Genomic DNA, 12,488 nt, shown 5'->3' on the forward strand with positions numbered 1-12,488 from the left:
TGGTACCCGCTGGTCTGCCGCAGGCCGCTGACGCGGTCCTGCCAGGCTGCGTGACCAGCGTCTCCGTTCGGGGCCAGGGGGTCTTGTCCGTGAGGGAACAGCGGTTGACGGGTCGTGCCCAGTCGGCGGGTGACCGGCGCGGATCAGTCGAGCGACAGGGTGAGACCGCCGGCCGGCTCGCTGGTGAGCCGGTACTCGCGCGGGCTCGCCCCGTACGCGGACCGGAAGACCCGGCTGAAGTGGGCGGCGTCGGCGAAGCCCCAGCGGGACGCGATCGCCCCCACGGGGCGGCTCAGTTGCAGCGGGTCGCGCAGGTCCCGGCGACAGTGCTCCAGGCGCCGCTCGCGGATCCAGGCGGACACCGTGGTGCCCTCGTCGCGGAAGAGCTTGTGCAGGTAGCGGGTGGAGATGAAGTGCGCGGCCGCGACGCTCTCGGGGCCGAGGTCGTGGTCTCCCAGGTGCCGTTCGATGAACGAGGCGATCCGCATCATCAGCGCGCGCCGCCCGGAGTCGGGTGACGGCGCCTCTGTCTCCAGCCGCTCCGACAGCAGGGTCACCAGCAGGTCCACGATGTTGTCGGCAAGCCGGAGACTGCCGACGTTCTCGTACTCGTCCAGATGGTCGGCGAGCCGCAGCAGCAGGGGGGAGACCAGGGCGCCGATGCCGTTGCGCCCGGACACCCGGACGGCCGTGATCCGGGAGACCTTGTCCGGCGGGACACGCAGCACGGTGCGCGGCACCATGAGCACGAGCTGCCGGTAGCTGTCGTCGAAGGACAGGGTGTAAGGGCGGGTCGTGTCGTAGATCGCGAAGTCGCCGGGGGTGAGGGGGGCCTCGCGTCCGTCCTGGGCGAGCAGGCAGTAGCCGCGCAGCTGGAGGCCGAGCTTGAAGTAGTCGGCGTCGGAGGAGGCGATGGTGCGTGGTGTGCGGTACACCGTGTGCGCCGTGGCCTCGATCTCGGTGACCTGCAGCTCCCCCAGACTCAGGCCGCGCAGTTGACCGCGGAAGGGGCCGTCGCCCGGTTCGGCGCGCAGCGGGACGAAAGCGTCGCAGACGATGTCGCGCCAGAAGTCGAAGCGTTCGGACTGGGGCAGATCTGCTGTACGCAGGGCCAGCGACATGGTGCCTCCCTCGGGGGTCCCGACTGGTCAGTCATCGTGCACCCGATTGGACGTTTCGCATATTTCGGTCAGGTCACAATCGTTTGAACCCCAACGACTGAGCCCACTGTGCCGTGCCGACGGCCCCGCGCCAAGGGTCCGGCCTCTTCGGCGTTCGCTGGCGGTCAACGGGTGTGCGTCCCCGCACAAGCCACCCGGGCCGCCGCCGGGAGACCGTGGACGGCGCCGCGTGCTCCGGCGCGTCCGGCCGTACGGCCCCCGGCCCGTCCGCTTCCAGACCCACCGCTCGGAGAGCCCTCATGCCGCATCCCCTGGGCGTCAGCCCCGGCAAGGTCGTCGCCGTCCACCTGAACTACCGCAGCCGTGCCGCCGAGCGCGGTCGCGTCCCCGACCAGCCGTCCTACTTCCTCAAACCGGCCACCTCCCTCGCCGGCACCGGGGACGAACTGGTCCGCCCGCGAGGCTGCGAGCTGATGTCCTTCGAGGGCGAGATCGCGCTGGTCGTCGGGGAACGGGCGCACCGGGTGCCGCCGGACCGGGCCTGGCGGCACATCCGGTGGGTGACGGCTGCGAACGACGCGGGAGTGTACGACCTCCGCTACGCCGACCGCGGTTCCAACCTGCGCTCCAAAGGCTCCGACGGCTTCACCCCGCTCGGCCCCCGGCTGCTGGACGCCCGCTCGGTCGACCCGGCGGCGCTGCGCCTGCGCACCTGGGTCAACGGCGAGGTAGTGCAGGACGACACCAGCGACACCCTGCTCTTCGACTTCGCCCGCCTGGTGGCCGACCTCAGCCGCACCGTCACCCTGGAGCCGGGGGACGTCATCCTCACCGGCACGCCGAGCGGCGCCGGTGTGGTGGGGCCGGGCGACCTGGTCGAGGTCGAGGTCAGCGGATCCGGGCAGAGCACGGGCCGGCTCGCCAACCCGGTCGTCGAGGCCGGGGGTCCGCTGGCCGAGTACGGGGCAATGCCCCGCACCCTCCCCGAGGACCGGGCCGCGGCGTACGGGACCCCCGTCGAACCGGTACTGACTCCGGAGCGGCGGGAGGCCCTGACCTCGCTCTCCGTCGCCACCCTCGCCTCGCAGCTGCGCAAGCGGGGCCTCAGCGGCTGCTACGTCGACGGTGTCCGCCCCGTCCGACCGGATCTGCGGATGGTCGGCACCGCCCGGACACTGCGCTATCTTCCGCTGCGCGACGACCTCTTCGCCCGCCACGGCGGCGGCATGAACGCCCAGAAACGGGCCGTGGAGTCCGTCCTGCCCGGCGAGGTACTGGTCATGGACGCCCGCCGGGAGGCCGACGCGGGCACTCTGGGCGACATCCTCGCCCTGCGGGCGCTGCGGCGCGGCGCGGCCGGCGTCGTCACCGACGGGGGCCTGCGCGACAGTGCCGCCGTGGCCGGACTGGGCCTGCCCGTGTACTCGACCTCGGTGCACTCCGCGGTCCTGGGACGCAAGCACGTCCCCTGGGACACCGACGTGCCCATCGCCTGCGGCAACGCGCTCGTACAGCCCGGGGACGTACTCGTCGGCGACGCCGACGGGGTCCTGGTGCTGCCGCCGCACCTGCTGGACGAGCTGATCGCCGACTCCGTCGAGCAGGAGCGGCAGGAGGCCTTCATCGCCGAACGCGTGGCCGAGGGCGCCTCGGTCGCCGGTCTCTACCCGATCGGCCCGGACTGGCGGGAGGCGTATCACGCCTGGTGCAACGCCCGGTCGGCCGCCGGGTCGGCACGGCTCCCCGCCTCCCCCACCCCTCAGTCCGACGTCCCCTCGACCCCCGCACCCCAGGAGAGCCGACCGTGAAGTTCCGCAGCGACCCCGCCCGCATCCGGGGCTCCCTCGCCCCCGTGGTCACCCCGTTCACCGACGACGGAACGGTGGATCTCGACGGTCTGCGCCGTCTGGTCCGCTGGCAGATCGACTCCGGTTCGCACGGCATCTCCCTGGGCGGTTCGACCGGAGAGCCCGGCGCGCAGACGGTCACCGAGCGCGTCGCGGCCATGCGCGCGGCCGTGGAGGTGATCGACGAGAGGGTGCCGTTCCTGCCCGGCACCGGCTCGGCCAAGATCGACGAGACCCTCGAACTGACCGCGGCCGCAAGGGACCTGGGAGCGGATGCCGCGCTCGTCATCACGCCGTACTACGCCCGTCCCACGCAGGAGGCGCTGTACCGCTGGTACGCGACCGTGGCCCGGGAGTTCCCGGACCTGCCGCTGGTGGTCTACAACGTGCCCTCGCGCACCGCCGTCGACATCGATCCCGAGACGGTCGCCCGGCTCTTCCGCGACTTCGACAACATCGTCGGGATCAAGGAGACCACCAAGGACTTCGAGCACTTCTCCCGCACCTTCCACGCCTGCGGCAAGGACCTGCTGATGTGGTCCGGCATCGAACTGCTGTGTCTTCCGCTGCTCTCCCTCGGCGGCGCGGGTTTCGTCTCCGCACTGGCCAACATCGCCCCGGCGGCGGTGTCCCGGATGTACACGCTGTGGGACTCCGGCGACCACGAGGCCGCGCGTGACCTGCACTACCGGCTGCATCCGCTGGTCGACCTGCTGTTCGTGGAGACCAACCCGGCGCCCGCCAAGTGGGTACTGAGGGAGGCCGGACTGCTGGGGTCCGCACATGTACGTCCGCCGCTGGTCGAACCCACCGAAGCGGGCCTCACCCGGATCCGGGCCCTGCGCGCCGCGGGCGCCGACCTCCTCGACTTCGACCTCTGAGGACCAGACATGTCCAAGACACCCGACGACCTGCCCAAGCTGATCCAGCACTACATCGACGGGACGTACACCGACTCGGCCGACGGGAGGACATTCCCGAACGCCGACCCGGCGAGCAACGTGCCCTACTGCGCGGTGGCCTCGGGCGGGACCGCCGACATCGACGCGGCGGTCGCCGCCGCGCACCGGGCGTTCACGGACGGCCCCTGGCCGCGGATGAGCCCGCGCGAGCGGGGCCGGATCCTGCAGCGGATCGCCGACGGCATCGAGGCCAGCGAGGACCGGCTCGCCGAACTGGAGTCCTTCGACACCGGACTGCCCATCACCCAGGCCCGGGGACAGGCCCGCCGGGCCGCCGAGAACTTCCGCTACTTCGCCGACGTCATCAACGCGCTGCACGAGGACGCCTTCCGCAGCGCCGCGCAGATCGGCTACGTGGTCCGCAAACCGATCGGCGTCGCCGGGCTGATCACCCCGTGGAACACCCCGTTCATGCTGGAGAGCTGGAAGCTGGCCCCCGCCCTCGCCTCCGGCTGCACGGTGGTGCTCAAGCCCGCCGAGTTCACCCCGCTGTCCGCCTCCCTGTGGCCGCGGATCATGGAGGAGGCCGGTCTGCCCCAGGGCGTCTTCAACCTCGTCCACGGCATCGGCGAGGAAGCCGGCGCCGCCCTGGTCGAGCACCCGGACGTACCGCTGCTCTCCTTCACCGGCGAGACCACGACCGGGCAGCTCATCATGCGGGCCGCAGCCACCGGCCTGAAGGGCCTGTCCATGGAGCTGGGCGGCAAGTCCCCCTGCGTGGTCTTCGCTGACGCCGACCTGGACGCGGCCGTGGACGGGGCGCTGTTCGGCGTGTACTCCCTCAACGGGGAGCGCTGCACGGCCGGCTCGCGGATCATCGTCGAGGCCTCCGTCTACGACGAGTTCGTGGCCCGGTTCGCCGAACGGGCCGCCCGCGTCCGCGTCGGCCTCCCGCAGGACCCGGCGACCGAGATCGGTGCGCTGGTCCACCCGGAGCACTACGAGCGCGTCCTCGGCTATGTGGCGTCCGGCCGGGAGGAGGGTGCCCGGCTGGTCGCGGGCGGTGAACGGCCGGCGCACCTGCCGGAGGGCAACTACCTCGCGGCCACCGCCTTCGCCGACGTGGACCCGTCGATGCGGATCTGGCGCGAGGAGATCTTCGGCCCGGTCGTCGCGCTCACGCCCTTCGAGGACGAGGCGGACGCGATCCGTCTGGCCAACGACACCCGCTACGGACTGGCCGGCTACATCTGGACCTCCGACCTCAAGCGCGGTCACCGTGTCGCGCAGGCGATCGAGGCCGGCATGGTGTGGCTGAACTCCCACAACGTCCGCGACCTGCGCACGCCCTTCGGAGGGGTCAAGGCCTCCGGGCTCGGCCAGGAGGGCGGGGTGCACAGCATCGACTTCTACACCGACCGGCAGATCGTCTCGGTCGCCCTCGGCGACACCCACGTCCCGCGCTTCGGAGCCCGCCGATGACGACCGCACCCGATGTGATCCGTTCCGCCTACGCCCAGCTCGCCGTCACGGATCTCGGCGCCGCCCGCTGGTTCTGGGTCGACATGCTCGGCTTCCACGTCCAGTACGAGGACGCAGACAGCCTCTACCTGCGCGGCACCGACGAACTCACCCACCACTCACTCGTTCTGCGCAGGGGCGGGATCGCCGCCCTCGACCACATCGCCTACCGCGTCCGCGCCCCTGAGGACGTCGACAAGGCGGAGAAGTTCTTCGCCGGACTCGGCCGCCCCGTCAAGCGGTTGAAGAAGGGCGAGGGCACGGTCGGCGTCGGCGACGCCGTACGTGTCGTAGACCCGCTCGGCTTCCCGGTCGAGTTCTTCCATGAGATCGAGCGCGGCGAGCGCCTCATCCAGCGCTACGACCTCCACCGCGGCGCCCAGATCGCCCGCCTCGACCACTTCAACATCTGCACCCCCGACATCCCGGCCGCCTACGCCCACTACAAGTCCCTAGGCTTCGGCTGCTCCGAGACCATCGAGGGCGACGAGCACGAGCTGTACGCGGCCTGGATGTACCGCAAGCAGACCGTCCATGACGTCGCCTTCACCGGCGGCGCCGGGCCCCGGCTGCACCACCTGGGCGTGGCCACCCACGAATCGCACCAGGTCCTGCGGGCCGCCGACATCTTCGGCGCCCTCCGCAAGGAACACCACATCGAACGCGGCCCCGGCCGCCACGGCGTCTCCAACGCCTTCTACCTCTATCTCCGCGACCCCGACGGGCACCGGGTGGAGATCTACACCTCCGACTACTACACCGGCGACCCCGACCACGAGACGTACCGATGGAACGTCCACGACGACCGCCGCCGCGACTTCTGGGGCAACGCGGTCATCGAGTCCTGGTACAAGGAGGCGACCCCGGTCCTCGACCTCGAAGGACGTCCGCAGCCCGTCTCCGACGCCCTGCTGGACGAGTCGGCCGTACGGGTCGGTGCGGACGGCCTCGGCTGAGCCGGCCCCTCCCGGCCCCGCGCCGACCGTCAGTGTGCCGCTCCCGGCAAGTGCAGGTCGCTGGCGGACAAGACCCCGGTCCACTCCGACGAATAGACAAGAACCATGAGCACTCCATCCGATCTCGACGCCGACGCCGGTTCCCTCGGGCTCGGCGACACCTTCCTGACCAACAGACCCGCACCCAGTGAGGCCCTGCACGGCCGCCGGCTCGTCATCGCCCTCGACGACGGCGCCAAGGTCGTGGTCGACCTGCGGGAACCGTCGGCCGCGGTGGACTCCTCCGGCGGCTCGGCGGTCCGGCCCGTCCACCGTTACGAGGTGTTCCAGGTCGCCCCCGACCTGTTCTTCCTGCGCCGGGAGGCGATCACCGAGGGCAAGACCTCCCGGTCCGCGCTCCTCGACCTGCGCGACGGCAGGGCGCTCGTCGTCGACAGCACGGTCGCCGGGACGAAGACCCCTGGACAGCCCAAGGTCGGACAGCGGTTCCGGCACGGAGCCCTCAGCGGCTCCCGGGACACCGGACGGTTCGAGCGCTCCCGGGAACTGGTCGGCCGCCGGATCATGTGGACGTACAGCCCCACCGACGTCTACGAGCACATCTACCTCAACGAGGACTGGTACGTGTGGCACTGCCTGGCCGGTGAGGAGTTCCGGCTGGCGGAGGTCGACCCGTGCGTGATGTTCAAGGTCCGCGACGACATCCATGTCCTGGGCTTCGGCGAGCGGGTCCTGCCGATCGCGGCCGTGATGGTGCTGAACCTGGCGACCATGCAGTCCTACGCCTCGATGCTCGGCGAGGAGGAGGACGGCTCGCTCAACGCTTTCTCCTTCGGCGCCCGCGGTACGGCGATCAGCAACAGCTGGTTCCCCGAGCCGTACGACCCCCGGACCGCCGCCCTTGCCGATGCCGATCACCCGGGAGACCCACGTGAGCTCCGGCACTGACGCGAGCGGGCGCCGGGACGCACCGGTGGCCGTCGTGACCGGCGGAGCCACGGGTATCGGTCTCGCCGTCGCCGAGGCCCTGGCGGGACAGGGCTACGACGTCGTCGTGGCCGGCCGTCGCGCCGAGGCCCTCGCGGACGCGGTGGAGCGCCTCCGTACGATCGCGCCCGCCGCCCGTGTCTGCGCCGTACCCACCGATGTCGGCGCCCCCGCGGACGTCGACGCCCTGTTCGCCCGGGTGGAGGCCGAGTACGGCCGGCTCGACGCCCTGGTCACCGCCGCGGCGGCCCTGCACGTGGCGCCGTTCGACGAACTGACACCCGCCGACTGGCACACCATGATCGACGTGGTGGTCAACGGCGCGGCCCTGTCCTGCATGCACGCCACCCGGCTGATGAAGGCCCGAGGAGGCGGGCGGATCGTGCTCATCGGCTCGGTCAGCGGAATGGTCAGCGACGCGGGGCTGGCCCACTACAACGCCGCGAAGGCCGCCGTGCACTCCCTGGCCCGCAGCCTGGCGGTCGACCTCGCCCCCTACGGCATCACCGCGAACGCGATCGCGCCGGGCTGGATCCGCACCCCGATGATCTCCGACTTCGTGGACACCGTGGACGCGGAGTGGCTTCGGCACATGAACCCGATGTCCCGTGCCGCCGATCCCGCCGAGGTCGCCGACGTCGTGCGCTATCTGGTCACCGAGGCGCCCACGTTCCTGACCGGCGCGACCATCGCCGTCGACGGCGGCCAGACCGCCATGAACCACTACCACTGAGCCTCCGGCCCCGTCGGCCCAACCGGGAGAGACCCCAGCCCATGAGTGAGATCAAGCCCCTCGACCCCGCCCACACGGCCCTGCTGGTGCTCGACATGCACGAGAGCGTGGCCGGACCGGACGCCGAGGACGGCGCAGGCGCGCACGCTGTCGAACAGAACGTGGTCGCGCACATCGCCTCCCTGCTGGACGCGGCCCGCGCGGGCGGGCTCCAGGTGATCCATGTGCACCACCGCAGCGCGAAGGGGGTACGGCCGACCGGCCGGCTCCCCGAGCTGTTCCGCGAGCTGGCCGACGAGGAGAGCCTCCAGGAGGGCGACCCGGGCATGGACGTACTGCCCGGTCTCGAACCGGTCGACGGTGACCTCGTGATCCACAAGGAACGGGTCAGCGCGTTCACCGGGACCGAGCTGGACATCGTGCTGCGCGCCGCCGACGTCGACACCCTGATCCTGACCGGAACGTGGACGAACCTGTCCGTGGAGAGCACCGCCCGTTACGGTGCCGACATCGGCTACCGGATCGTCCTGGCCAGTGACGGCCTCTGCTCGATCAGCCGCGAGTGGCACGAGGGCGCCCTGGCCCTCGGTCTCTCGCTGCTCTGCGAGATCGGCACGACCGCCGAGGTACTGGCCGCGCTCAAGTAGAACGGCCTTCCCGCACTACGCCCCCTTCCCGCCCGGCCTCGACCCACGTGCTCCCGCGAGAGGGCCTTCCATGATCGAAACCGTTGCCCCCGTCATGACCGGCGGCGCCGTGGGCCGGGCCACGCGTCGTGTCCGCAGTTCCCGGCACCTGTGGATCGTGGCGCGGATCGGCTCCGGCGTGCTGGTACTGCTGGCCGTCTCCGTCGTGATCTTCTTCGCCACCCAGTTGCTCCCCTCGGACCCGGCGCGCACCATCCTCGGCAAGCAGGCGACACCCGCCCTGGTCGCCGAGCTGCGGACCAAACTCGGCCTGGACCAGTCGCTGTCCAGCCAGTACTGGCACTGGCTCAGTCACGCCGTCCGCGGCGACTTCGGGCAGTCCATCGCCTCGCAGCGGCCGGTGGGGTCCCTGCTGGCCGACCGGGCGGTGAACTCGCTGTCCCTGCTCCTCGTGGTGGCGGTCCTGATGGTTCCGCTCTCGCTCGCCCTCGGCATCGCCCTGGCCGTGCGACGCGACCGGCTCGCCGACCGCTCGGTGAACACCGTCCTGGTCGGTCTGATGGCCCTGCCGGATTTCGTCATCGGCGCGTTCGTGCTGATCGTGCTGTCCACCACCGTGGTCGCCTGGTTCCCCTCGGCCTCACTGATCCCACCCGGGTCGAGCCCCTTCGCGCATCCCTCGGCGCTGGTGCTGCCGAGTCTGACCCTTCTGCTCACCACGACGCCCTTCCTCGCCAGGATGGTGCGCGCGTCGGTGATCGAGGTCCTGGAGTCCGACTACGTGGCGATGGCACGGCTGCGCGGCATCCCCGACCGGCGGATCGTCTGGCGGCACGCCCTGCCCAACGCGCTGGTGCCCGCGGTCCAGGGCACGGCGCTCATGCTCAGCTATCTGCTCGGCGGTGTGGTCGTCGTCGAGTACGTCTTCACCTACCCGGGTCTCGGCGGCGCGCTCAACGACGCCGTGTCGTACCGGGACATGCCGGTGATCCAGGCGATCACCCTGCTCTTCTCCGCCGGAGTCGTGATGTTCAACCTTCTCGCCGACATCGTCACCGTGTACGTCACCCCGAAGCTGCGGACCAGGGGGCTGCGATGACGGCGCTGAGCCTCGCGCCGCCGAGGCCCAGGGCGCGGCGCGACGGGCAGCTGCTGTGGGGCGCGGTCGCCACCGGGCTGATGGTCCTCCTCGCGCTGGCCGGGCCGTACCTGGCGCCGCACGCCCCGTCGGACATCGTGGGCGCGCCCTACCAGCCGCCCGGTGCGGGGCACCCGCTCGGTACCGACTACCTCGGGCAGGACGTGCTCTCCCGGGTCCTCGCCGGCGGCACCTCCGTGGTGTGGATGGCGGTGGCCACCACCGCCCTCGGAGTGGCCCTGGGCACCGTACTGGGGCTGGTGGCCGGTTACGTCCGCCGCTTCCTGGGCGGCTTCATCGTGTGGCTGATGGACGTGCTGCTGGCCTTCCCGCAGATCGTGTTCGTGCTGCTGTTCGTGTCTCTGCTCGGTCACAGCCCGCTGCTGATCGTGGTCCTGGTGGCCCTCGGCTGGAGCCCCACCGTGGGACGTCTCGTGCGCGGGGTGACGCTTCAGACGGCCGAGCAGGAGTTCGTGGAGGTGGCCGAGATGATGGGCGTCCCCCGGCGGCGGATCCTGCTGCGCGAGGTGCTGCCGAACATCGTCGCCCCTCTCGTGGTGCAGACCGGGGCGATCCTGACCTGGTCGATCGGTGTGATCGCCGGACTCAGCTTCCTGGGCTACGGCATCCAGGCGCCCCACGCGGACTGGGGCCTGATGGTGAACGAGAACCGGGCGGGCCTGGTGTTCCAGCCGTGGGCGGCGGCCCTGCCGGTCGTTCTCATCGCCCTGTTCACGCTGGCCACCAACACCCTCGGCGAGGGAGTCAGCCGCCGTGCGGCCGGACTCACGGACGGGAACGGCGCATGACGACCTCCACGACTTCCACGGAAAGGCGGCGCCCGGTGACGAGAGCGCACATGGTCGAGGTGTCGGGGCTGCGTGTCGAGCTGACGGCGAGCGGCGCCGACGTGGTCAGCGACGTCGGGTTCACCCTCGACGCCGGGGAGATCGTCGCCCTGGTCGGCGAGTCCGGCAGCGGCAAGACCACCGTCGGATCGGCCCTGCTCGGCTACGCCCGCAAGGGCGCCCGGATCACCGCCGGCCGGGTCGTGGTCGACGGAGTGGACATCCTCGGGCTCGACCGGGCCCGGCTCGCCGACGTACGCGGGCGCCTGGTGGCGTACATCCCGCAGGACCCGGGCGCCGCCCTCAACCCCGCGCACCGGATCGGAACCCAGCTGCGCGAGGTCGTGACCGTGCACCGGCCCGACGTCTCCGACGAGGAACTCCAGAGCCTGGTCACGCGCGCGCTGGACGAGGTCAGGCTGCCCGCCGACAAGGCGTTCCTCGCCCGCTTCCCGCATCAGCTCTCCGGCGGTCAGCAACAGCGGCTGGCCCTGGCCATGGCGTTCGTGCTGCGCCCCAAGGCGATCGTCCTGGACGAGCCCACCACCGGTCTGGACGTCATCACCCAGGCGCACGTCCTGGAGACCGTCAAGGAACTGTGCCGTCGGCACGGGGTCGCCGCGCTGTACGTGAGCCACGACCTGGCGGTGGTTCAGGAGCTCGCGGACCGGGTCATCGTGCTGTACGCGGGGCGGATCGTCGAGTCCGCGCCGGCGCCCGTCCTGTTCACCGGCCCCCGGCACCCGTACAGCCGCGGCCTTCTCGCGACCGTCCCGGACGTCACGGAGCGGCGGGTGCTGACCCCGGTCCCGGGACACGCGCCCTCCCCCGGATCCCGCCCGCCCGGGTGTTTCTTCGCCCCCCGCTGCGCCTTCCACGAGGCCCGGTGCGACGAACCGGACCCGGTCCTGCGTCCCCTGGGGACCGACCACGCGGTGCGCTGCACCCGGGTGACCGATCTCGACGCGCCCGTCAGGATCGCCGGTGAGCCGGACGCCCGGCAGATCCCCGAGGACCGTCGCCCGCCGGTGCTCGACGTCCGCGGGGTGAGCGTGGGCTACGGCGGGGTGCCCGTCATCCAGGACGCCACCTTCTCCGTGGCGGCCGGCGAGTGTCTCGCCGTGGTGGGCGAGTCCGGCAGCGGCAAGACCACGCTGTCGCGCTCGCTGGTGGGACTGGCCGCGCCGGACACCGGGACGATCAGCTGTCTCGGCGAGCGGCTGGCCGGCCGCTCCCGGGAACGCACCGCGCAGCAGCGGCGCACGATCCAGTACGTCTTCCAGAACCCGTACCGCTCCCTCAATCCGCGTCACACCATCGGCGAGTCCCTGGCGGTACCGGTGCGGCACTTCTTCGGCCTGGGCCGGGCGGAGGCCGAGGAGCGGGCCGCGGCGGCGCTGGAGCAGGTCTCGCTGCCCCGTCGGCTGACCGGGGCGCGTCCCCGGGACCTGTCCGGCGGCGAGCGCCAGCGGGTGGCCATCGCCCGCGCGCTGCTGTGCGAGCCGACGGTGCTGGTCTGCGACGAGATCACCTCGGCGCTGGACGTCTCCGTGCAGGCCGCGATCATCGAACTGCTGGACCGGCTGCGCGCCGAGCGGGAGCTGGCCCTGGTGTTCGTGACCCACAACCTGGGTGTCGTGCGGGCCCTCGCCGACCGGGTCGTGGTGCTCAACGGCGGCCGCACGATCGAGTCGGGCACGACGGCGGACGTCCTGGACAACCCCATCGAGGACTACACCCGCTCGCTGGTCGCGAACTCACCCCGCCTGGCGGTCTCCTGACCGCAAC

11 protein-coding genes are annotated in these 12,488 nt (G+C 71.6%); 10 read left to right on the plus strand and 1 reads right to left on the minus strand.

All coding sequences use genetic code 11. From position 1 onward, the window contains the following. Positions 1–143 precede the first annotated feature (143 nt). Complete coding sequence (locus tag ACFULQ_RS25385; protein ID WP_361277249.1) at positions 144–1,121, minus strand: helix-turn-helix domain-containing protein; 978 nt, start codon at positions 1,119–1,121, stop codon at positions 144–146. A 299-nt stretch (positions 1,122–1,420) separates the two neighbouring features. On the opposite strand from ACFULQ_RS25385, the gene ACFULQ_RS25390 reads away from it, so the two are divergent. The 10 genes from ACFULQ_RS25390 to ACFULQ_RS25435 all read left to right on the plus strand — a co-directional run bounded on the left by ACFULQ_RS25390 (position 1,421) and on the right by ACFULQ_RS25435 (position 12,481). Continuing rightward, positions 1,421–2,929 carry a fumarylacetoacetate hydrolase family protein gene (locus ACFULQ_RS25390; protein WP_383547449.1) on the plus strand — a complete coding sequence of 503 codons (1,509 nt, stop codon included), beginning with the start codon at positions 1,421–1,423 and terminating at the stop codon, positions 2,927–2,929. After that, the gene (gene dapA / locus ACFULQ_RS25395; RefSeq protein WP_383547451.1) at positions 2,926–3,849 is read left to right on the plus strand and encodes a 4-hydroxy-tetrahydrodipicolinate synthase; all 924 of its coding nucleotides are present in this window, start codon (positions 2,926–2,928) and stop codon (positions 3,847–3,849) included. The genes ACFULQ_RS25390 and dapA overlap by 4 nt, the downstream gene beginning before the upstream one ends. Before the next feature lie 9 nt (positions 3,850–3,858). Continuing rightward, positions 3,859–5,352 carry a 5-carboxymethyl-2-hydroxymuconate semialdehyde dehydrogenase gene (gene hpaE, locus ACFULQ_RS25400; protein WP_383547454.1) on the plus strand — a complete coding sequence of 498 codons (1,494 nt, stop codon included), beginning with the start codon at positions 3,859–3,861 and terminating at the stop codon, positions 5,350–5,352. Next, positions 5,349–6,347, plus strand: a complete 999-nt coding sequence (hpaD, locus tag ACFULQ_RS25405; protein ID WP_361277253.1) for a 3,4-dihydroxyphenylacetate 2,3-dioxygenase — start codon at positions 5,349–5,351, stop codon at positions 6,345–6,347. Before hpaE ends, hpaD begins: the two co-directional genes overlap by 4 nt. A gap of 105 nt (positions 6,348–6,452) precedes the next feature. After that, positions 6,453–7,295, plus strand: coding sequence for a MoaF C-terminal domain-containing protein (locus ACFULQ_RS25410; RefSeq protein WP_383547458.1), 843 nt, complete (start codon positions 6,453–6,455; stop codon positions 7,293–7,295). Continuing rightward, on the plus strand, positions 7,279–8,067 hold the full coding sequence (locus ACFULQ_RS25415) for an SDR family NAD(P)-dependent oxidoreductase (protein ID WP_383547461.1): 789 nt from the start codon (positions 7,279–7,281) through the stop codon (positions 8,065–8,067). The genes ACFULQ_RS25410 and ACFULQ_RS25415 overlap by 17 nt, the downstream gene beginning before the upstream one ends. A 41-nt stretch (positions 8,068–8,108) precedes the next feature. After that, a complete protein-coding gene (locus tag ACFULQ_RS25420; RefSeq protein WP_383547464.1) occupies positions 8,109–8,714 on the plus strand; it encodes a cysteine hydrolase family protein in 606 nt (201 codons plus the stop codon). Positions 8,715–8,784: 70 nt separating this feature from the next. Further along, positions 8,785–9,813, plus strand: a complete 1,029-nt coding sequence (locus tag ACFULQ_RS25425; RefSeq protein WP_383547467.1) for an ABC transporter permease — start codon at positions 8,785–8,787, stop codon at positions 9,811–9,813. After that, positions 9,810–10,661 (plus strand): ABC transporter permease, encoded by an 852-nt coding sequence (locus ACFULQ_RS25430; RefSeq protein WP_381009327.1) that lies wholly within the window; start codon positions 9,810–9,812, stop codon positions 10,659–10,661. The genes ACFULQ_RS25425 and ACFULQ_RS25430 overlap by 4 nt, the downstream gene beginning before the upstream one ends. Positions 10,662–10,696: 35 nt before the next feature. After that, positions 10,697–12,481: an ABC transporter ATP-binding protein gene (locus tag ACFULQ_RS25435; protein WP_383547471.1), complete on the plus strand. Its 1,785-nt coding sequence runs from the start codon at positions 10,697–10,699 to the stop codon at positions 12,479–12,481. Positions 12,482–12,488: the final 7 nt, after the last annotated feature.

Origin of the sequence: Streptomyces sp. NPDC057253, assembly GCF_042669125.1 — a bacterium.
Classification (GTDB): Bacteria; Actinomycetota; Actinomycetes; order Streptomycetales; family Streptomycetaceae; genus Streptomyces.